This is a genomic window from Microbulbifer sp. MCCC 1A16149 (genome assembly GCF_050368945.1).
GTDB lineage: Bacteria > Pseudomonadota > Gammaproteobacteria > Pseudomonadales > Cellvibrionaceae > Microbulbifer.
Genome location: NZ_CP185959.1, coordinates 3,684,950 through 3,705,553, shown reverse-complemented (window position 1 = coordinate 3,705,553; position 20,604 = coordinate 3,684,950). Strand labels below are relative to the sequence as shown.

At 61.6% G+C, this 20,604-nt stretch carries 16 protein-coding genes; 5 read left to right on the top strand and 11 right to left on the bottom strand.

The genetic code is table 11. From position 1 onward, the window contains the following. Positions 1-31: 31 nt before the first annotated feature. The 10 genes from purD to ACONT6_RS15295 form a co-directional block, all read right to left on the bottom strand. Positions 32-1,327 (bottom strand): phosphoribosylamine--glycine ligase, encoded by a 1,296-nt coding sequence (gene purD / locus ACONT6_RS15340; RefSeq protein WP_428819306.1) that lies wholly within the window; start codon positions 1,325-1,327, stop codon positions 32-34. Positions 1,328-1,589: 262 nt separating this feature from the next. After that, the gene (purH, locus tag ACONT6_RS15335) at positions 1,590-3,164 is read right to left on the bottom strand and encodes a bifunctional phosphoribosylaminoimidazolecarboxamide formyltransferase/IMP cyclohydrolase (RefSeq protein WP_428819305.1); all 1,575 of its coding nucleotides are present in this window, start codon (positions 3,162-3,164) and stop codon (positions 1,590-1,592) included. A gap of 264 nt (positions 3,165-3,428) precedes the next feature. Then, on the bottom strand, positions 3,429-3,734 hold the full coding sequence (gene fis, locus ACONT6_RS15330; protein ID WP_143735464.1) for a DNA-binding transcriptional regulator Fis: 306 nt from the start codon (positions 3,732-3,734) through the stop codon (positions 3,429-3,431). Beyond that, positions 3,731-4,741: a tRNA dihydrouridine synthase DusB gene (dusB, locus tag ACONT6_RS15325; protein WP_428819304.1), complete on the bottom strand. Its 1,011-nt coding sequence runs from the start codon at positions 4,739-4,741 to the stop codon at positions 3,731-3,733. Before dusB ends, fis begins: the two co-directional genes overlap by 4 nt. A gap of 225 nt (positions 4,742-4,966) precedes the next feature. Beyond that, entirely contained in the window at positions 4,967-6,274 is a 1,308-nt protein-coding gene (locus ACONT6_RS15320; protein WP_428819303.1) for a DUF3426 domain-containing protein, read from the bottom strand. Positions 6,275-6,402: 128 nt separating this feature from the next. Then, complete coding sequence (gene prmA / locus ACONT6_RS15315; protein WP_428821522.1) at positions 6,403-7,293, bottom strand: 50S ribosomal protein L11 methyltransferase; 891 nt, start codon at positions 7,291-7,293, stop codon at positions 6,403-6,405. A gap of 399 nt (positions 7,294-7,692) precedes the next feature. Continuing rightward, complete coding sequence (accC, locus tag ACONT6_RS15310) at positions 7,693-9,036, bottom strand: acetyl-CoA carboxylase biotin carboxylase subunit (protein ID WP_428819302.1); 1,344 nt, start codon at positions 9,034-9,036, stop codon at positions 7,693-7,695. Positions 9,037-9,050: 14 nt separating this feature from the next. Continuing rightward, entirely contained in the window at positions 9,051-9,530 is a 480-nt protein-coding gene (accB, locus tag ACONT6_RS15305; RefSeq protein WP_428819301.1) for an acetyl-CoA carboxylase biotin carboxyl carrier protein, read from the bottom strand. A gap of 69 nt (positions 9,531-9,599) precedes the next feature. Then, positions 9,600-10,034 (bottom strand): type II 3-dehydroquinate dehydratase, encoded by a 435-nt coding sequence (gene aroQ, locus ACONT6_RS15300; RefSeq protein WP_428819300.1) that lies wholly within the window; start codon positions 10,032-10,034, stop codon positions 9,600-9,602. Positions 10,035-10,298: 264 nt separating this feature from the next. Continuing rightward, a complete protein-coding gene (locus tag ACONT6_RS15295) occupies positions 10,299-12,215 on the bottom strand; it encodes a protein-disulfide reductase DsbD family protein (RefSeq protein WP_428819299.1) in 1,917 nt (638 codons plus the stop codon). Between the two features lie 195 nt (positions 12,216-12,410). Here ACONT6_RS15295 and ACONT6_RS15290 point away from each other — a divergent pair, with 195 nt between their 5' ends. The 4 genes from ACONT6_RS15290 (at position 12,411) to ACONT6_RS15275 (ending at position 16,431) form a co-directional block, all read left to right on the top strand. After that, positions 12,411-13,151, top strand: coding sequence for an N-acetylglucosaminyltransferase (locus ACONT6_RS15290; RefSeq protein WP_428819298.1), 741 nt, complete (start codon positions 12,411-12,413; stop codon positions 13,149-13,151). A 66-nt stretch (positions 13,152-13,217) separates the two neighbouring features. After that, entirely contained in the window at positions 13,218-13,775 is a 558-nt protein-coding gene (locus ACONT6_RS15285) for a copper chaperone PCu(A)C (protein WP_428819297.1), read from the top strand. Between the two features lie 78 nt (positions 13,776-13,853). After that, positions 13,854-14,432, top strand: a complete 579-nt coding sequence (locus ACONT6_RS15280; RefSeq protein ID WP_428819296.1) for a YajG family lipoprotein — start codon at positions 13,854-13,856, stop codon at positions 14,430-14,432. 226 nt (positions 14,433-14,658) lie between these two features. Further along, entirely contained in the window at positions 14,659-16,431 is a 1,773-nt protein-coding gene (locus ACONT6_RS15275; protein WP_428819295.1) for a putative bifunctional diguanylate cyclase/phosphodiesterase, read from the top strand. A 129-nt stretch (positions 16,432-16,560) separates the two neighbouring features. Here ACONT6_RS15275 and ACONT6_RS15270 read toward each other — a convergent pair whose 3' ends face one another. Next, complete coding sequence (locus ACONT6_RS15270; RefSeq protein ID WP_428819294.1) at positions 16,561-17,565, bottom strand: adenosine kinase; 1,005 nt, start codon at positions 17,563-17,565, stop codon at positions 16,561-16,563. 269 nt (positions 17,566-17,834) lie between these two features. Here ACONT6_RS15270 and mrcB point away from each other — a divergent pair, with 269 nt between their 5' ends. Beyond that, positions 17,835-20,537: a penicillin-binding protein 1B gene (gene mrcB / locus ACONT6_RS15265; protein ID WP_428819293.1), complete on the top strand. Its 2,703-nt coding sequence runs from the start codon at positions 17,835-17,837 to the stop codon at positions 20,535-20,537. The last annotated feature ends 67 nt before the right edge of the window (positions 20,538-20,604 follow it).

Below are 20,604 nucleotides of genomic sequence, written 5' to 3'. Positions count from 1 at the left end.
CTCCGTATTTAGCCAGACAGGAAAAGGCCAATCAGGCCTCTTCAGACTGCTCCCGTTCCACCGCGCGGTAACCGATATCCTTGCGGAAGAAGACACCGTCCCAGTGGATCTTGCGGGCGCATTCGTAGGCATTTTCCTTGGCTTCGGCCACCGTGTCACCCAGTGCGGTGGCACAGAGTACGCGGCCGCCACTGGTGACGACACGCTCGCCGTCCAGCGCGGTGCCGGCGTGGAAGATCTTGGCGTTTTCACTGTCGGCCTTGTCGAGGCCGGAGATGGGATCGCCCTTGCGGTAGCTGCCCGGGTAGCCGTGTGCAGCGAGCACCACACCCAGGGACGGGCGCGAGTCCCACTCCACTTCGACCTGGTCGAGGCGTTTCTCGACCGCGGCCATGCACAGCTCTACCAGGTCGGACTTGAGGCGCATCATGATGGGCTGGGTTTCGGGGTCGCCGAAACGGCAGTTGTACTCGATGACCTTGGGCGCACCCTCTTCATTGATCATCAGGCCGGCATAGAGGAAGCCGGTGTAGGGCATGCCCTCGGAGGCGAGGCCTTTGACGGTGGGCTCGATGACTTCTTTCATCACCCGCTCGTACACGTCCGGGGTCACCACTGGTGCCGGGGAATAGGCACCCATGCCGCCGGTGTTGGGGCCGGTGTCGCCGTCGCCGACGCGCTTGTGGTCCTGGCTGGTAGCCATGGGCAGGATGTTTTCGCCGTCCACCATGACGATGAAGCTGGCTTCTTCGCCGGTGAGGAATTCTTCGATGACCACGCGGCAGCCGGCTTCGCCGAAGGCGTTGCCGCTGAGCATGTCGCGCACGGCCAGTTCTGCCTGCTCTACGGTTTCGGCGACGATGACGCCTTTACCAGCGGCGAGGCCATCGGCCTTGACCACGATGGGGGCGCCTTTTTCGCGCAGGTAGGCGATCGCCGGCTCAACCTCGGTGAAGTTCTGGTAGTCGGCGGTGGGGATGGCGTGACGCTCGAGGAAGTCTTTGGTGAAGGCTTTGGAGCCTTCGAGCTGGGCGGCAGCTTTTTCCGGGCCGAAGATGTTGTGGCCGCGGCTGTTGAAGTAGTCGACGATGCCGTCTACCAGCGGGGCTTCGGGGCCGACGATGGTGAGGTCGATACCTTTTTCTTCGACGAGGTCGGAGAGGGCAGAGAAGTTGTCGACGCCGATGTTGACGTTCTGGAGCTTCGGCTCGCGGGCGGTGCCGGCGTTACCGGGGGCGACGAAGACGGTGTCTACGGCGGGGTTTTGGGCGGCCTTCCAGGCCAGTGCGTGTTCACGGCCACCAGAGCCGATTACCAGGATATTCATTCTTGAGTTTCCCCGTGCCTGTTATTTAGGTGGGCTAGTTTAGCATTCTTAACTTGTCGGGCAGGTGACGGAGTGATGGCAGGGTAGATATTTGCCAGCTCCGTGGCGGGCCAGATACCGGGGTCCATTCGCGAGACACGCTGTAAACCCATCCCTGGGGGCTTGTCGAAAAGGTCCCTCTTTTCGACAGTCTCGCGAATGGGCCCCGGTATCCGGCCCTGCGCTTCCGAGTTTAGTGGTACTCGGCGCGCACAGACGTTGATTAGTGACGGAAGTGACGCATGCCGGTAAACACCATGGCCATGCCGTGCTCGTCCGCGGCGGCGATGACTTCGTCGTCGCGCATGGAGCCGCCGGGCTGGATCACGGCGCTGATACCTACCTTGGCGGCGTTGTCGATGCCGTCGCGGAAGGGGAAGAAAGCATCAGAGGCCATCACTGCGCCTTTCACTTCGAGGCCGGCGTGCTCGGCCTTGATGGCAGCGATGCGGGCGGAGTTGACGCGGCTCATCTGGCCGGCGCCAACACCGATGGTGCGGCCGTCTTTGGCGTAGATGATGGCGTTGGATTTGACCATTTTGGCGACTTTCCACGCGAACAGCAGTTCGTCCAGCTGCTCGTCGGATGGCTGCGCCTTGGTGACCACTTTGAGGTCTTCCTTGGCAACCATGCCGTTGTCTTTTTCCTGCACCAGCAGGCCGCCGGTGACACGCTTGTAGTCGAACGCGGTGGGGCGCTCTGCGCTCCATTCACCGCACTCCAGCAGGCGTACGTTCTTCTTCGCGGATACGGCTTCTGCCGCGGCGGCGGAGACCTTGGGTGCGATGATGACTTCGGAGAACTGCTTGTCGACGATCAGCTGGGCGGTTTCGGCATCCAGCTCGCGGTTGAAGGCGATGATGCCGCCGAACGCGGATTCCGGGTCGGTGGCGAAGGCCAGTTCGTAAGCGGTCTTGATGTCGGCTGCAACGGCGACGCCACAGGGGTTGGCGTGCTTGACGATCACGCAGGCCGGCTCGTCGAACAGTTTGACGGTTTCCAGCGCGGCGTCGGTGTCGGCGACGTTGTTGAAGGACAGTTCCTTGCCCTGCAGCTGGCGCGCGGTGGAGACGGAGGCCTCTTCGGCGTCGGCTTCAACGTAGAACGCCGCCTGCTGGTGGGGGTTCTCGCCGTAGCGCATGTCCTGGGCTTTTTCGAACTGTACGTTGAAGGTGTTGGGGAATGCGCGGGCTTCGTTGCTGGTGTTACGTGCGCCGAAGTGGTTGGCGATCATGCCGTCGTACTGGGCGGTGTGTTCGAACGCCTGCACCATCAGGTCGTAACGGGTTTCATAACCCAGCTGACCTTCGTTGGCTTTCATTTCCTCGATCACGGTGTCGTAGCTGTGGGTGTTGACCACGATGGCGACGTCTTTGTGATTCTTGGCCGCGGAGCGGACCATGGTGGGGCCGCCGATGTCGATATTTTCGATGGCGGTCGGCAGGTCGCAGTTAGGGTCGGCAACGGTGGCCTTGAACGGGTAGAGGTTGACCACAACCATGTCGATGGGCTTGATGCCGTGCTCATCCATAACCGCGTCGTCGGTGCCGCGGCGACCGAGGATACCGCCATGCACTTTCGGGTGCAGGGTTTTTACCCGTCCGTCCATCATTTCCGGGAAACCGGTGTAGTCGGAAACTTCGACTACCGGGATGCCGGCTTCGCCGAGCTGGCGGAAGGTACCGCCGGTGGAAAGAATCTCCACGCCCATGGAGGAGAGTTCGCGGGCAAATTCCACAATGCCGGTCTTGTCGGAAACGCTGATCAGCGCGCGGCGAACGGCCACCTTGTCAGTCATATCGCATCGTCCATTCAGATGTGTAAAGAGCAGTCATTAAATGCGGCACATGGATGTGCCGCCGCGGCCGGAGGCCGGCGCGAGCCGCCAAAATGCCAGCAGATTCACATATCTGCGCCAGTATTTTGGCGGCGACGATGAAATGGATCAGGGATGATTCATTTCATCCTAAACAGAAAATAGCGAGGGGGGATAGGCTGAGCCCATCCCCCCTCGTCGAATTTTTACCGCCTGGGACGTCACTGTCCGCGGCGGTTGGCCGCCTTACAGCAGACCGTAGCGCTTGAGCTTCTTGCGCAGGGTACCCCGGTTGAGGCCCAGCAGCTGTGCAGCGCGGGTCTGGTTGTGGCGGGTGTGCTTCATTACCACTTCCAGCATCGGCGCTTCGATCTCGGACAGCACCATATCGTACACATCGGTCACCATCTGACCGTCCAGGTGACGGAAGTAGTTTTCCATCGCCTGTTCAACCGCGTCGCGCAGCGACTGCTGCTGCGGTTGTTGAAGTTGAGTCTGGCCCCCGGTGGATGCCACATCACTGGCATCCGGAATCAGTGCTTCGTTATTCATGCCGCTTTTGCCCCTCTAGTTATTCGGCGTTCAAACCACTCACGAACGCTGGCATGTTGTGCTTCTGCGCAATCCAATTGGTTAAAGGTCTTGCGAAAGTTCTCGCTGTCAGCGAGCGTTTTCACGTACCAACCCACATGTTTACGGGCGATACGTACCCCCATAACCTCACCGTAGAAACGGTGCAATTCACTCAGGTGAGTGATCAATATATCCCTGACTTCATCCAGTGAGGGCTCCGGTAACCGCTCCCCTGTTGCCAGGTAGTGGGCGATTTCCCGAAAAATCCATGGACGTCCCTGAGCCGCACGGCCAATCATGACAGCAGCAGCGCCGGTGTAGTCCAACACCTCGCGGGCCTTCTCCGCGCCGGTGATGTCGCCGTTGGCGAAGACAGGTATCTTCACTGCAGACGCAATCTCGGCAATGGTATCGAATTCGGCCTGACCATGGTAGCCACAGGCGCGGGTGCGTCCGTGAACTGCCAAGGCAGTAATACCGAGATCCTCGGCCATTTTGGCCACCGTCACACCGTTACGGGAATCCGGACACCAGCCAGTACGAATTTTCAGCGTTACTGGTACTGAGACGGATGAAACCACCGCTTCCAGAATATCGGCGACCAGTTTTTCGTCGCGCAGCAGGGCAGAGCCCGCCGCTTTCTTACACACCTTCTTTGCCGGACAGCCCATATTGATGTCGATGATTTGCGCGCCGCGCTCGACATTCGCGCGCGCGGCATCGGCCATCATCTCCGGGTCACCGCCGGCAATCTGCACCGAAATGGGTCCGGCTTCACCGCTGTGATCGAGTCGCATTCTGGATTTGCGGCTGTTCCACAGGCTGGTGTCCGAGGTCACCATTTCAGAAACCACAAGCCCCGCGCCGAGCTCGCGGCACAGTTTGCGGAAGGGGCGATCGGTAACGCCGGCCATCGGTGCCAGGATCACTGGCGCCCCGATTTGGTAGGGGCCTATGGCAAAGCTGCTTGGCAATTCCGTGGGCAACTCGCCCTCCCGCGGGATCAGGTCTTGAATATTGGTGTGTCAAAAGAGCCGCCTATGATAGCGGCTGGTTCGCCGCTGGAAAAGCGAAAAAGCGCGCAAATTGTTCGATGGCTGGCCGTTTAGGGCGAAGTTTGTGCAACAAATTGTAGCAATACGCGCCGCGCGCACTGACTGTAGCGCGCGCGGGGAAGCGGATGGCTGGGAGCGGAGAAGCGTCCGGGATGCCTACTGTGTGGCAATCCTCAGCTCGTAGTTCACTGCCTCGGGGCCCGGATCGACAATATCGAGGGCGATATGCACCGGGTTGCCGGCGGGCATCAAGCGGCGTCCCGACAGCTCGCCCTTAAGGTATTCCTGCGGGGAGAAGTGACGGCTGGCCACCGGGGCATTCTTGAGATCGGTGAAGCGCAGTTGCAGGGTCGGGAACGGCTGATCGAAGGGCGCGCGATTGAGCAGCACGGCTTCCACGGCGAGGGCGCCGGCGATCTGCGGATGGCTGCGTACCACCAGATTGGAGGTGTGGATAGCATCGATATCGACCTGGGCCGGGAGTTTACACCCCAGTATCGGGCAGGCCTGCGCATAGAGGGCCCGCCAGGGCTCCCGCTTGCTCAGTGTGTCGAAGCGGAAGTAAGCGGTCTGGGCGGCCAGTGCCAGTAGCATCACCGCGACGCCGAGGCCCCACACCCAGCTGGGGATCAGGTGGTGGCGTTTGGGTTGCCAGTTGACTTCGATCGGCGCGGGGCCGATGGCGGATATCAGTTGATCCCGCGGCAGCAGCGGTGCCTGGTCGCGCTGGCTCGGGTCGATATGGTCGTCCGCGTGGTCGTTGCCTGTGGATAACTTGCGCGGTGGCAGGTCCGGGGTCGCTGATTCGCGGGGGGAGAATTCCTCGGCTGGCTCTGCGGCCAGGGGAAATTCGTCTTCGTCGCGATCCAGCAGCGGATCGTCGCTGAACAGGTCTTCACTGAGCGGCGGTTCGTTGCCTTCGCTGTTGCGCATGGCGGGCTCTGCGCCACCGATGCCGCTGGATTCTTCGCGCGCGATCTCTTCGGCCCAGGGATCGTCGCTGGCGGGGCTGAGGTGGTCGACTTCGAGGTTGAGCTCGCGGTCCAGGTCGAGATCCTGCTGCCGTTCTTCTTCGTCGGCATCCAGGTCCTGCCACTGCTGTTCGCCGAAGGCGTCGTCGATCAGTGGGTTTTCGCGGGCGTCTGCGCTTTTTTCCCGGGGGCTGGGCTCAGGTTTGGCGGCCTTGGCCTTTGCCTTGGGCAGCGTGTCTTCTTCTGCAGGGTCGTCGCCGTCGAGTTCGATGTCGTCGTGGATCAGGAAGTCGTCATCTTCGAGCAATTCGTCGATGGCCTTTTTGGTTGCGGCCGGGGTCGGGTCGCCCTCGTTGAAGACGATGTTCTCATCGGCGCGGAAGACCTGCAGGCACGAGCCGCAGCGCACAGCACCGCGAGCGGCGCGCAATTGCTGCTCGCTGACGTGAAAGGAGGTGCTGCAGTGGGGGCAGCGGGTGACCAGTTGCGACATGGAATTCGACGATTATTGCTTTGGCGGGGAAGTTTATCAGTCTGTAGGCCTGCCGCGTAGTGCGGGCGGGCTCTGTAGCTAGTTTTGTGGCTGCAGCGCCTTAGCTTTTGACCTTTGACCGCGAATACTTACCTCACCCTTGTTCCACTCAGGCGTACCCATTCTTCTTTTTCGCCATCTGCATCGAAATCAATCCACTGGCGGTAGGCGGCCTTCACCTTCTCTGCCTGGCTATTGAGAATGCCGGACAGGCAGATACGACCGCCGACCTTGGTGCGCTCGACCAGTTGCGGTGCCAGTTCCACCAGCGGGCCGGCAAGGATATTGGCGAGCATGATATCCGCGCTGCTGTCTGCGGGTGCCGGTGCTTTTTCCGGCAGGAAAACCGGGAAGCGATCCGGGTCTATGCCGTTGCGGACGGCGTTATCACGACTGGCGAGCAGGGCCTGCGGATCAATATCGGTACCCATGGCGGTGTCGGCACCCAGTAGCAGGGCGGCGATGCCGAGAATGCCGGAGCCACAGCCGAAGTCCACGGCGCTTTTGCCGCTGACGGGTTCATTGGCGAGCCACTGCAGGCACAGGAAGGTGGTGGGATGCGTGCCGGTGCCGAAGGCGAGCCCGGGGTCGAGCATGATGTTGACGGCTTCCGGTGCGGGCGGTTCGCACCAGCTGGGGCAGATCCACAGGTTGTCGCCACACTGGATGGGCTTGTAGTGGCTCATCCACTCCCGTTCCCAGTCTTTGTCTTCGAGCTGTTCCCAGCGGGCAATGGGGAGCAGTTCACACAGGTGGGCGGCGGCTTTGGCTTCGGTGACGCTGGTGTCGATCTCTGCATCGAACAGGCCGGTGACGAGGGTTTCGTCCCACAGCGGTGTTTCGCCGAGGCCCGGTTCGAGGATCGGTTGATCGGCATTGTCTTGCAGGGTGACGGAGACGGCGCCGGCAAACAGCAGGGCGTCTTCGATTTTTTCCGCCTGTTCGCGGTTGGTATTCACTTTGAGTTGGAGCCAGGGCATTTCTTTTTGGATTCCGGGGCTGGTGGTGGCTTCGGTCAGGTCTGGTGGCGGCTCCACTGCCGGTAAGGCTTTGCGAGACACGCCGTGAACCCATCCCTGGGGGCTCGTCTGCGGCCGTCCTGGCCGCAGACGGTCTCGCAAAGCCTTACCGGCAGCGAAGCCTTCAATTCTGGGTTCTGTGCATTCTACTAGAGTGGGGCTACTTACAGGGTGGGAAGGGTGAGACTGAAGGGAAAGTGTCGGGTATCCATTTTCAAAAGCGTCGGCGACAGGGACGTCGCCGACGCAGCGCCCATGGATGGGTTCACAGCGGTTTTGAAAATGGATACCCGGTGCTTTCCCGCCACGGAGGTCAATCAAAGCGACTAACCACCGCGGCGGGAAGAGAAGCTAATAGGCCTATTCGAGCCCCAGCTTCTTCTCGAGATAGTGGATATTCACTCCACCTTTCGCAAACTCCGCATCGCGAACCAGGTCTTCCTGCAGCGGAATATTGGTCTTGATGCCGGTAACGATCATCTCGCTCAGTGCCACACGCATCCGCGCCAGGGCGGTTTCGCGATCTTCGGCGTGGGTGATGATCTTGGCGATCATGGAGTCGTAGTTCGGCGGAACCGAGTAACCGGAGTAAAGGTGGGAATCCACCCGTACGCCCAGGCCGCCGGGCGCGTGGTAGGTTTCCACCTTGCCGGGGCTCGGGAAGAACGTCTTCGGATCCTCGGCATTGATACGGCACTCGAAAGAGTGGCCGGTGATCTTGATGTCTTCCTGCTTGAATGACAGCTTCTGGCCCGCGCACACGCGGATCTGCTCCTTGATCAGGTCGACACCGGTCACCATTTCAGAAACCGGGTGCTCTACCTGGATACGCGTATTCATCTCGATGAAGTAGAAACGCTCATCTTCGTACAGGAACTCAAAGGTGCCTGCGCCGCGGTAGCCGATGTCGATACAGGCCTGCACACAGGCGTCCTGGACGCCCTTGCGTACATCGTCCGGGATGCCCGGCGCCGGGGCCTCTTCCAGAACCTTCTGGTGGCGGCGCTGCAGGGAGCAGTCGCGGTCGCCGAAGTGCACCGCATTGCCCTGGCCATCGGACATCACCTGGATCTCCACGTGGCGTGGGTTCTGCAGAAACTTCTCCATATAGACGGTGCTGTCGCCAAAGGCGGCACCGGCTTCGGATTTGGTCACAGAGATCGCATTCAGCAGCGCGCCTTCACTGTGTACCACGCGCATGCCGCGGCCACCGCCGCCGGCTGCGGCCTTGATGATGACCGGCAGGCCGATTTTGCGCGCGATTTCCAGGCACTTTTCACCGTCGTCCGGCAGCGGGCCGTCGGAGCCCGGTACGGTGGGGACACCGGCTTTCTTCATCGCGGCGATGGCGGAAACCTTGTCGCCCATCAGGCGGATCACATCGGCGTCGGGGCCGATAAAGGTGAAGCCGCTCTTTTGTACCTGTTCCGCGAAATCTGCATTTTCCGCCAGGAAGCCGTAGCCGGGGTGTACCGCGACAGAATCGGTGATCTCCATCGCGGAAATGATGGCGGGAATATTCAGGTAGCTCTGCGGGGACGGGTTGGGGCCGATACAAACGGCCTCGTCCGCCAGGCGCACGTGTTTCAGGTCGCGGTCGATCTGGGAGTGTACCGCCACGGTGGCGATCCCCATCTCTTTGCAGGCCCGCAATACGCGCAGGGCAATTTCGCCGCGGTTGGCGATCAGTATCTTCTCAAACATAGTTGGTCCCCCGCTCAGGAAATGATCACGAGCGGCTGGTCAAATTCTACCGGCTGGCCATCGTCTGCCAGGATGGCCTCAATGGTGCCGGCCTTGTCTGCTTCGATCTGGTTCATCATTTTCATCGCTTCGACGATACAGATCACGTCGCCCACTTTTACCTGCTGGCCAACTTTAACGAACGGCTCGGCGCCAGGGCTGGAAGCAGCGTAGTAAGTACCTACCATCGGGGATTTCACCGGGTGCCCGGTGAGTGCGGGTACGGATTCCGCTTGGCTCTCGGCAGCAGGTGCCGGAGCGGCGGCGGGCGCTGCCGGAGCGGCGACAGGTGCGGCAGGCGCCATCATTGGCATGGCCATCTGCGGCATCTGCACCGAGGCGCCGCTAGAGCCGCGGCTGATGCGTACGGACTCTTCCCCTTCCTTGATTTCCAGCTCGCCGATGTCGGACTCTTCGAGCAGTTCAATCAGTTTTTTGATCTTGCGAATATCCATAACAGTGTCACTCTCAATTTGTGAATACATAAACGCCGGCGCGCAGCCGACGAATGAAAAAATTTGTGGTTAAAGTCGCTTCAGGGCCCCTTCCAGAGCCAAAGTGTAGCTATCTGCTCCGAACCCGCAGACAACACCCAGCGCAAGATCCGACAGATAGGAATGGTGTCGGAAGGCTTCGCGGGCGTGGGGGTTGGAGAGGTGGACTTCAATAAACGGGATGGCCACACCCGCCAGCGCGTCGCGCAGGGCCACGCTCGTGTGCGTGAAGGCGGCGGGATTGATGACGATGAAGTCCACCTTGTCGGCGTAGGCCTGGTGAATACGCTCCACCAGTTCTGCTTCGCTGTTGCTCTGCAGGCATTCGAATTCGCAACCGGCAGCTTCGCACTGGGCGCGGGCCGCTTCATTGATCTGGGCGAGGGTGGTGGAGCCGTAAATCTGCGGCTCGCGGGTGCCCAGAAGGTTCAGGTTGGGGCCGTGTAGCAAAAGCAGTCTAGCCATTCTGTGCCTCGCTCTATGCCTCAGGTAATGCGCACGAAATTGTGACTAAAATCCGGAAAAAGTCAGAGAACTTGCCGGTAAACAGCGTAAATCAGCAGATTGCCGAGATTGGTCGGGAGTTTGCCGCAAAAGTGACCCTCTGTCCATGCCCTAAATCCGGAAATGGAGACGTTGTCCGCAGTTCGCCGAAATTCACGCCCTATTTGCTGCAAAGTTTTGTGGTGAGTGGCCTATTCACCTGTTTGAATGGCCACAAAGGCGGAATCAGGGGGTGGCGGTGGCCGAATCGACCAGGGCTTCCTGGCTGACCGCACCGCGCATAGCGGTCAGCAGCCCGTCGCGGGTGAGGATCTGGGGCAGAATCTGCGGCTCGCCGCCATCGGCGGGGAACAGCAGATAGAGGGGCACGCTGGTGCGGCCGTAGCGCGCCAGCAGTTCGGTAATTTGCGGGTCCTGATTGGTCCAGTCTCCCTTGAGAGCGGTAAAACCCAGGTCGCCCACGGCGGCGCTGATTACATCGCTGGACAACACCACCTTCTCGTTGGCGAGGCAGGTGATGCACCAGGCCGCGGTCATATTGATCAGTACCGGGCGTCCCTCATCGCGGGCGGCAGTCAGTGCCTCGGGGGAATAGGCCTCCCAGTAGTCGCTTTTGCCGGCCTGCGCCATCTGCCGATCTGCGCTGTCCAGGTTGGGCAGCACCCAAACCGCACCGGCGACCGCGGCGATGGCGAATGCATTGCGCAGCAGCTTGCGGCGGCCGTCGACAGCAGTCCCCGGCCACAGCCACAGGGCGAAGGCAATGGCTACGGCCCCGGCGAGTACCAGGGCTACCCCGTCGCTGCCGGTCTGGCGGCCGAGCACCCACAGCAGCCACACCGCAGTCAGGTACATGGGGAATGCGAGCAATTGCTTGAGGGTTTCCATCCACGGGCCCGGGCGCGGCAGGCGCCTGGCCAGGGCCGGGACATAGGTGAGTAACAGGAAGGGCGCGGCCATACCGGCGCCGAGGGCGGCGAATACCGCCAGCGCCATCGGTGCGGGCTGGGTAACGGCAAAGCCGAGGGCGGAGCCCATCATTGGCGCGGTGCAGGGACTGGCGACCACCGTGGCGAGCGCACCGGTGCTGAAAGATCCGCCGAGACCACTATTCTGGCTGCTGTGCGCCCCTAGGCCCATCAGGCGGCCGCCGAACTCGGTGACACCGGAAAGGCTCAGGCCCATGGCGAAGAACAGGTAGACCAGAGCGGCCACTACCACCGGAGACTGCAACTGGAAGCCCCAGCCCACCGCCTCTCCGGCGGCGCGCAGTGCCAGCATGGCTGCGGCGATCAGTACAAAGGTGCCCACGACACCGGCGGTGTAGGCCCAGCCGTGCAGTTGCTGGCGGTCGCCGGCGTGGGTGATTGCCAGCGCCTTAATAGAGAGAACCGGGAATACACAGGGCATCAGGTTCAGCAGCAGGCCGCCACCAAATGCCAACACCATGGCGAGCAGCAGACTGCCGGCGGTGTTGCCCGCCGCGGTTGGGCCTGCGGCCGAGGCGAGGCCCTGGCCCGCGGCGGATCCGGCACCGCCGGCGGGCGGTGCGCCGTCAAAGGGGGCGGCGATCTTGCTTACCGGGTCCAGGGTAAAGTTGCGCACCTGGGGCGGATAGCAGAGACCGGCATCGGCGCAGCCCTGATAGTGCAGCTGTATCTGCACCTTGTCTTGCGTTGCCAGGTCCAGCGGCACTTCCAGCTGCCAGCGGTAGACCTCGGTCTCCTTTTCGAAATAGTCGTCCCAGATGACTTCCCCTTTCTCCAGGGTGAGCGGCAGCGGGGTTTTGTTGTCGCCATCGATGCGATAGAGCGCAAGCTTGTCGCGGTACAGGTAATACTCGGGCGCAATCTGGAACAGGGCGCTGGCGCCGCTGTCAGTAAACAGGAAATCCAGCTGGTAAGCCTGATCCACGGGCAGGAATTCGTCCTGACCGCTGCTGAGGGCGCCAAATGGCGAGGAGGACTGCGCGGCAGAGAAACCGTCGCGGGCCGCTGCCGGCGTGGCAAACAGGGCTGCCCAGACTAACAACATCGCGCAGAGTGCGGCGGCGATCGCGAAAACTGGGGACGGCCACAGCGCGGTGCGGGCTGAGGTATGTGACGCTTCTGTCGTTCGCAAGCCGGAGATCTTCGCAGTCATGGGTAACAAAATTCTTTATAGTCGGTCTGGTTTGGACTGATTTTGCCGGCTTCCGTTCCGGGCTGGTCCCGAAACCCGAAAGATGGGTGCCGGTGGCTCAGTATATCGGGCGGAAGAGTATAGCGGTGCTTGCGGTACAAAAAAACAACAGCCCTGTGGCGGGCCGGTGATCGAGTGGAGGCGGTTATCAGAACAGTGAATTGGGTCTCAGATCGTTTTTATTGCTGTCGGCGTACGACGGGCGCGCTGGTGTTACTGGCGCTGCTCGGCGGATGTGCCACGCCGCCTCCGCCGGCGCCGCCCAAGCCCGTGCCGCCGCCGAAACCTGCGGGCCCCAGCCCCGAAGAGATCCGGCAGCGCGCCGTACAACACTTCCTCGGGCGCGCCGAGCGGGCGCAGCGGGAGGGCTTTATCACCATGCCCGCCGGCGCCAGTGCCTACGATTTTTACCTGCAGGTGTTGCAACTGGATCCGGGCAATACCCAGGCGGCGGCGGGTATCCAGATCCTGGTGATGGACCTGGTTGCCCGTGCGCGGGATGCGCTGCGCCAGCGCGCATTCGGGCAGGTTAGAAGCTTCCTCAATACCGCCGATGAAATATCCCCGGGCAATCCTCTGTCCAAAGAAGTGCGTGCGCAGTTACAGCGCGAACAACAGCGCGCACGCCAGGATGTGACCCTGGACGGGCCGGGTGCGCAGACGGTTCCCCTTGCAGAGAGTGAGCTGAGCGCCCGCTCCGACGCCATGGTGCAGATGCTGACTTCGGTGGCGCAACGGATTCGCGACCACCAGTTGCGGGTGATCATTGTTGCGCGTACCGACGCGGAGGGGCGCTGGGTATACAGCCAGTTGCGTCAGGCGGTGCCCGGTTACCGGGTGCGGGGTGATATAAAACTCGGCAACCCACCCCGATTACTGTTACAAAAGAGTCCGTAGCCCCTTTAATCATCCTTTTAAGGGTGCCGCTGACAATAACAAGCTCAAAAAGCGGGAGTCGTAACTATGAATCTTCGCAATCGTTGCGCTGTGCGCGGTCTCCTGGCTGTGTGCCTGGTGGCACTGTCCCTGAGCTCGGTCGCAGCCACTAAAGAGCAGAGTGGTGTGCAGCACGGCGGCCACACCACCCACGGCAAGGGCGCCGCGGAAAATCTGGAGATCTCGGGCTACGCCCGGGAGATGCCCCCTGGCGCGCCCATGGGGGCGGCCTACGTGACACTGCGTGACCTGTCTGGCAGTGCGCGGGTACTGGCGCGGGTAGAATTACCCGCGCACCCGCAGGGCAAGGTTGAAATGCATACCACCCGGCAGGTGGACGGCGTGAGCCGCATGCGCGCGCTGAAAAAAATCACTCTGCCAGGCAACGGCACCATTGAAATGCGCCCCGGTGCCACCCACCTGATGGTACACGGCGTTGCTCTCAAAGCCGGGCAGACATTGCCGCTGCGGCTGGTGTTTGCCGATGGATCCGCGCACGAGGCAGCACTGCCGGTACGCGGCCTGCAAGAAAAAACTCAGGCGGATGAGGGCGACCACCAACACGCCCACCATCATCGCGGCTGACCGATTGGCGGGATCTGCGTTCAGAGCGCACCGCCATTCCATCCACTTTGTTGTCACTGAAGAAATTGGAGTACACCGATGAAGAGTTTTGCCACATTGCTGGTAACCGGATTTGCATTCATGTTGGCTGCCTGTGCCCACAGCCCGGTGCAGGTGGCGGTGAAACCGCAAGTTGACGTCGCCCCGGACAATATCGGCGCCGGTTACACCGTGTATGCGCGCGGCGAGAACCAGTTGCCCGGCGGTGGCCTGGGTAGCCTCGGGGGAATTTACGCGGACGCGTCGAATGTGACCCTGGCCAATGATATCGAGAGTTCCATGGCATCCGCGCTGTATCAGGGGCTGGAATCCTGGTCGTTCCGCAGCGTCGAGAGCGGCGGCGATGTACAGGTGGTGGCGAAACTCACTGATCTCAAATACGACAGCCCCAACAAGCTGTACACTACCAAGGTTAATTCCGGCGCTTCCATCCAGTTGCAGGTTTCGGTGAAAGGGGCCACTTTCTTTGGCAACTACACTACCAGTGGCAAGGATCGCAATCTGATCAAGCCCAGCCCGGAAGAGGTGGAAAGCACGATCAATCGCCTGCTCAGTGCGACCCTGCAGCGCGCGTTTGAGGACGAAAAACTGAAGTCGTTCCTGCGTCAGCACCTGTGATGAGGCGCGGATACCCGGTGGAAAACCCAGGTCAGTTGTGTCTGTCGGTGCGAATCGGGTCACATTTGGCGCCAGGCTGCCGTTGGAGGTTTCCGCGCCGGTGAATATGCCGTTATTATTTTCCCTGATAGAGCGGGGGCGCGCTACGCGCCGAATTATTCTGCGGCCCCGATGTAGGGCCGCCGCGTAAATACCGGACGCTAATGCCGGTTGAGTTGGAATTCCATTGACTGAGTTCACACCGAAAAATGCCGCGTATCACGGCCAGCTGCGGGAATCCGGTGGCGATGCGATAGCTGTGGGGCACTTGAGTCAGGCGGCAGCAGAGTTGGCGCTGGGCGAAGTGGCCGATGGCGTGATCGTGACCGACCGCTACGGCAGGGTTCGCTACAGTAACCCGCTGGTGAGTGAACTCTGCGGCAACCTGGTAGGCCTGCTGCCGGGGCAGTCTCTCGCCGAAGGTCTGCCGCTTTTCGATGATAGCGGTGAGCCCCTCGAGCTGAACCTGGCCAGCGGTGACAGCGAGGGCGATATCCCCAGCCGGCGCGAGCTGCGCGCCAATCTGCGCCGCAGCAGTGACGAGCTGCTGGAAGTCAGTGTCCAGATCAACAGCCTCAAGGAAGGCGTGCAATTACAGGGGTATGTGCTGATTCTTCGGCATACTTCCGAGGTGCGTCGTATCTCCTCCCGTCTCAGCTGGCAGAACAGCCACGATGCCCTGACCCACCTTCCCAATCGCCAGGCCTTTGAGCACTCCCTGCAGCAACTTCTGAATGCCGACACCGGCCCGCGCCAACACCATATCCTGCTTTACCTCGACGTCTATCAGTTCAAGGTGGTCAACGACACCCTCGGCTACAGTGCCGGCGATGCGTTGCTGATCGCGCTGGGGAAAATTCTCAGCCGTTGCCTGGGGCGCGGGGACCTGCTGGGGCGGGTGGGCAGTGATGAATTTGCACTGCTGCTGAAAGACTGCACGCTGGAAGAGGCGAAGCGTATCGTCACCCGGCTGCGCGAGGCGGTGAGCGGTTTTGTTTTCGAGTGGGAAGACAGCGAGACGCGCCCGGCACTCTCCATCGGTGCGGTGAGTGTGGACCGGCATGCGCCGCCTGCCAGTCAGTTGCTGGCCTCGGCCAACGACGCCTGTTCTGCGGCCCGGGACCAGGGGCGCAATCGGGTGAAGTTTTTTGGCGATTCCCGCAAGGCACTGGAAAAGCGTCGTGAAAGTACCTGGCTTGCGGAGATACACGCGGCCATCCAGGAGGATCGTCTGCTGCTGTACCGCCAACCGGTGGTGGCACTACAGGACAAAAATCGCGTGCACCACTACGAGGTACTGGTGCGGATGCAGGGGCGGGATGGGGACGTGATCTCCCCCGGACTTTTCCTGCCGGCGGCGGAACGTTACGGCATGATCGATGAGGTCGATCGCTGGGTGATCCGCAAGATTTTCCAGTACATGGCACTGGAGCAGAGCAGCGGCGCTGGCGGTTTCCATTACGCGATCAATATTTCAGGTATCAGTCTCGGCGATGAGCAGTTTGCCGATTTTGTGCTACGTGAGCTGACCGAGGCGGGAGTCGCGCCGTCGCGGGTGCAATTTGAAATTACCGAAACCAGTGCGATCAATAACCTGGATCGGGCGCTGGTGTTTATCCACAAGCTGCGTGCGGCGGGGTGCAGTTTTGCGCTGGACGACTTTGGTCGCGGCGCTTCTTCCCTGGCCTATCTGCGACAGTTGCCGGTGGATTACCTGAAGATCGATGGCTCTTTCGTGCGCAATATGCTGGAAGATGAAATCGACAGCGCGATGGTGAGTACCGTGGATCACCTGGCCAAGCGTATGGGGATCAGCACCATTGCTGAGTTTGCCGAGACACCGGAATTGCTGGAGAAGCTGCGCCTGATGGGGGTGGATTTTGCCCAGGGCTTCGGAATTGCTGCAGCTGCCTGTCTTCCCGAGATCACTGGTCCGAGAAAATCCACTTCCGTGAATTGAGATTACAGTGGTCCCGAATCAGGGCCTGTGGCGGCAGAGTGCCGGGTACGGGTTATCGGGACTGCGCCAGCCCCGTCCCCGTGCACTCTATTCCTGTCGGCAGATTTTTCACATTTTCCTGGATGTGATTCAGGCGTTTGCCACTTGCTCCAGAAGTTCTGCGTGCTGCTCCGGACGCAATCTCGGTCCATACTGACTCACGACCTGTGCCGCCGCGCGGCAGGCAAGTTCTCCCGCCTCCGCAAAGCCCATACCGCGATTGATTCCGAACAGGAATGCGCCCGCAAACATATCGCCGGCACCATTGGTGTCGATGGCTTCCACTTTGGGGGAGGACACGCGGTGTTCCTGCTCGCCATCCCACAGCAGCGCACCGTCGGCGCCGAGGGTAATGGCGAAGGCGCCGCAGTGATCGCGCAGCGCTTGCGCCGCTTCTTCCAGGGATTCCGTGTGACAGAACTTGAGGGCTTCCTCACGGTTGCAGAACAGCAGGTCGACGCCATCGCCAAGCATTTCTTTCAGCCCGTCGTGGAACAGTTGCACCATCATGGGGTCGGATAGGCTCAGGGCGGTTTTTACGCCGGCCGCTTGCGACTGCTCGCGCAGAGCGATGGCGGCGGCGCGGCCGGTGGGTGAGGAAACCAGGTAACCCTCGATATAGGCCCAGCGGGATTTTTCCAGGGCTTCGCTGTCGAGCTCGTTGACCGACAGTTCAGCACTGATGCCCAGGTAGGTATTCATGCTGCGCTCGGCGTCCGGGGTGATCAGCACCAGGCATTTGCCGGTAACGCCGCTGGCGGCATTGTGCAGAGCCTTCGGGTAGCCGACGCCGGCGGCGGCGAGATTGTCGCGGTAAAAGTCGCCGTTGTCGTCATCCGCCACCTTGCAGGAATAAAAGGTGTCGAGGCCAAAGTAACTGGCGGCGATAACGGTGTTGGCACCGGAGCCGCCACAGGCGTGGCTGGCAGTGACCATATGGTTTTTGAGATCCTCGACCAGTTGTTCCTGGCGAGCGTCATCTACCAGCGTCATGACTCCCTTGTCGACGCCCAGTGACTGCAGGTCGCTGTCGGACACTTCAATTTCCGTATCGAGAAGGGCGGCGCCGATGCCGTAGAGGTCGTACTGGTGCATAGGGGATCCATTGCTGCTGGCTAAATTCGTTTCAGTCGGCCCGGTTTGCGGGCGCTGGGCGCATTATGGCGGGCGGCGGGGTAAGTGCAAGTGCGGGCCGGCAGGGCCATTGTGTGACCCGTTGGGTTTGACTTGTACAGAAGTGACCTTATAAATGCCGGCTATAAAAGACGTTGTTGTGCCCATACCCTGCGGCCCTGATTTGGCCCGCGGCGTTAGTGGGAAGCCACAGCCTTTCAAAGTTAAGTAACCAATCTATCTGAATCCATATGCCACCAAACAAGCGCCGCACCAAAGCGAAAACTGCAAACAGAAAAGGCCGTCCCGGGCGTCTGCGCCGCTGGATCAAGCGCCTCAGCCTGCTGGCCCTGCTCGGCGTGCTGGTGCTTGCCGGGTATATGGTGTGGCTGGATGTGCAGTTGCGCGAGCGACTGGACAGCCGTCAGTACCAGCTGCCCGCCAGGGTTTACGCGCGCCCGCTGATACTCAAGGAAGGTATGGTGATGCGCCCGGACGAACTTGCGTCCGAATTTGCTGCGCTCAATTACAAGAAGATGCCGGCCATCGAAGAGCCGGGGCAGTGGCAGCGCGAGGGGATGGAATACCGCGTGTGGCGGCGGGACTTTATCCACGCGGACAAGCGCGAGCCGGCGGAGCAGGTCCTGTTTCGCCTGCGCAACGACGAGCTGACCAATTTGCGCAGCGAGACCGGTGAGCGACTCAAGGAATTCCGCCTGGACGCCGCGCCCATCGGCACCCTGCTCGGTGGTGGCGACGACCGCACGCCAGTGCGTATCGAGGAGATCCCGCCGCTGCTCGGCGCCACCCTGATCGCGGTAGAGGACCAGGATTTTGTGCATCACTTCGGGGTCTCTCCCCGCGGGATTGCGCGTGCCATGGTGGCCAACTTCAAGGCCGGCGGTGTGGTGCAGGGCGGCTCCACCATCACTCAGCAGCTGGTGAAAAATATCTTTTTCGACCACAAGCCGAGCCTGTGGCGAAAATTCAACGAAGCGCTGATGGCCATCCTGATGGAGGTCCATTACGACAAGGCCTATATCCTGCAGGAGTACATCAACGAGGTGTGGCTGGGGCAACAGGGCAGCCGGGCGATTTACGGCTTCGGGCTGGCCTCCGAGTTTTATTTCCAGAAGCCTCTGAACCAGCTCGAGCCCCATCAGATTGCGCTGCTGGTCGGCCTTGCCAAGGGCGCCTCCTATTACAATCCGTGGCGCAATCCGGAGCGGGCCCTGGAGCGGCGCAACACGGTGCTGGACGTGATGTTCGAGCAGGGCCTGATCAGCGAGGAGCAGCACGATCGCCTGCGCAAGAAACCGCTGGAAGTGGCGTCTGCCGGCGCCACCGCGCAGAACCCCTACCCGGCGTTCACCGAGCGCCTGCTGGAAGAACTGCGCCCCTATTACTCCGTGGAAGAACTGCGTACCGCCGGCCTGCGGGTCTACACCACCCTGGCGCCCTCGGTGCAGAAACTGGCCGAAGACGCGGTGAGCCAGGGCGCCGACCGCCTTGAAAAAGACCGCGGCCTCAAGGAGGACTCCCTGCAGGGGGCCACGGTGGTGCTGGAAAATCACAGCGGCAATGTGCTCGCGATGGTGGGCGACCGCCGTCCCCATTACCCGGGCTTCAACCGTGCTCTGGAGGCGCGCCGCCAGGTGGGCTCGCTGATCAAGCCGGCGGTATATCTCACAGCGCTGGAGCGGGCGCACCAGTACAACCTCGGCACCCTGATTGACGACGCCCCGATCCGCGAGGAAGCCCCCGATGGGCAGGTGTGGATGCCGGCCAACTTCAATAATCGCAGCCACGGGCTGGTGCCGCTGTATGTGGCCCTGTCCCGCTCCTACAACCAGGCCACCGCGCGCTTGGGGCTGGATCTCGGCATCGAAAACGTGCGTCAGACCATTCGTCGCCTGGGGGTGCAGGCGAGTCTGCCGCGGGTGCCCTCCCTGTTTCTCGGTGCGGTGGAGATGACTCCCTTTGAAGTCGCGGGCATGTACCAGACCCTGGCCAACGGCGGCGAGCACGTGGAGCCGCGCACATTGCTGGCGGTGTCTGACGCCGATGGCGAGCAGGTGCAGCGCTTCCGGCCCAAGTCCAGTCGCGGGGTGGAAGAGGTGCCCGCCTATCTGCTGCGCTACGCGCTGGAGCAGGTCATGCGCGAGGGCACCGGCAAGAGCGCCTACCGGCGCCTGCCCAACAGTGTGCCGTTTGCCGGCAAGACCGGTACCACCAACGACTATCGCGACAGCTGGTTTGCCGGCTTCAGCCCGGGAGTGACAGCGGTGGTATGGCTGGGCCGCGACGACAACGAGCGCACCAGTCTCACCGGCGCTACCGGCGCCCTGACGGTGTGGACCGACATCATGCGCAAGCTGCCGCACCGCCACGGGCGCATCCAGGCGCCGCGCGGGGTCGAGTGGAAACCGCTGAATCGCGATGGTCAGTATATGGACCCGCGCAACTGTCAGGGCGGGCGCGAGTTGCCGGTGTCGGTGGAGAGCAGGCTGCAGACAGATCCGCGCTGCCAGCGCCGCGGCTGGTTCCGCAACTGGTTTGACGATGACAAGGAAGAAGATGTGGCGCCCCGCGAGGATATGACGCCGGGCTGGGGCATAGATCCTGAGCAACAGCGGCGGGAACAGCAGCAGCGCCAGCGCGAGCAGCAATTGCGTGAGCAACTGGAGCGGGAGCGTCAGTCGGTTCCCCAGGAAGAACTCGATCCGGAGCTGCAACAGCAGCCTGTGCCACAGTCTGAGGAAGAGCGTTTGCGCCGGCTGCAGGAATCCGGCCGAATTCAGGAGCAGCGCTATCTTGAAGAGGAGCGCCGGGCACAGGAAGAGCGCCGAATACTGGAGGAGCGCATGCAACGGGAGCAGGCGCAGCCAGATCGCGGCGCGCCGGTAGAGGAGGCGCAGCCCTGGTCGCCGGAAGAGCCGGATCAGTGGCCGTAGAGTCAGGGACTGGAACTTTGTCGGGGCGGGGGGCATACTTTCGCACCGAAAATGATTCCCATTTCCT

Excerpts from the sequence above, each read along its gene's own strand:
- accB (WP_428819301.1), bottom strand. The coding sequence starts at position 9,530 with ATGGATATTCGCAAGATCAAAAAACTGATTGAACTGCTCGAAGAGTCC.
- ACONT6_RS15295 (WP_428819299.1), bottom strand. The coding sequence starts at position 12,215 with ATGACTGCGAAGATCTCCGGCTTGCGAACGACAGAAGCGTCACATACC.
- aroQ (WP_428819300.1), bottom strand. The coding sequence starts at position 10,034 with ATGGCTAGACTGCTTTTGCTACACGGCCCCAACCTGAACCTTCTGGGC.
- ACONT6_RS15280 (WP_428819296.1), top strand. The coding sequence starts at position 13,854 with ATGAAGAGTTTTGCCACATTGCTGGTAACCGGATTTGCATTCATGTTG.
- purH (WP_428819305.1), bottom strand. The coding sequence starts at position 3,164 with ATGACTGACAAGGTGGCCGTTCGCCGCGCGCTGATCAGCGTTTCCGAC.
- mrcB (WP_428819293.1), top strand. The coding sequence starts at position 17,835 with ATGCCACCAAACAAGCGCCGCACCAAAGCGAAAACTGCAAACAGAAAA.
- ACONT6_RS15270 (WP_428819294.1), bottom strand. The coding sequence starts at position 17,565 with ATGCACCAGTACGACCTCTACGGCATCGGCGCCGCCCTTCTCGATACG.
- ACONT6_RS15320 (WP_428819303.1), bottom strand. The coding sequence starts at position 6,274 with ATGTCGCAACTGGTCACCCGCTGCCCCCACTGCAGCACCTCCTTTCAC.
- ACONT6_RS15285 (WP_428819297.1), top strand. The coding sequence starts at position 13,218 with ATGAATCTTCGCAATCGTTGCGCTGTGCGCGGTCTCCTGGCTGTGTGC.
- fis (WP_143735464.1), bottom strand. The coding sequence starts at position 3,734 with ATGAATAACGAAGCACTGATTCCGGATGCCAGTGATGTGGCATCCACC.
- purD (WP_428819306.1), bottom strand. The coding sequence starts at position 1,327 with ATGAATATCCTGGTAATCGGCTCTGGTGGCCGTGAACACGCACTGGCC.
- accC (WP_428819302.1), bottom strand. The coding sequence starts at position 9,036 with ATGTTTGAGAAGATACTGATCGCCAACCGCGGCGAAATTGCCCTGCGC.
- prmA (WP_428821522.1), bottom strand. The coding sequence starts at position 7,293 with ATGCCCTGGCTCCAACTCAAAGTGAATACCAACCGCGAACAGGCGGAA.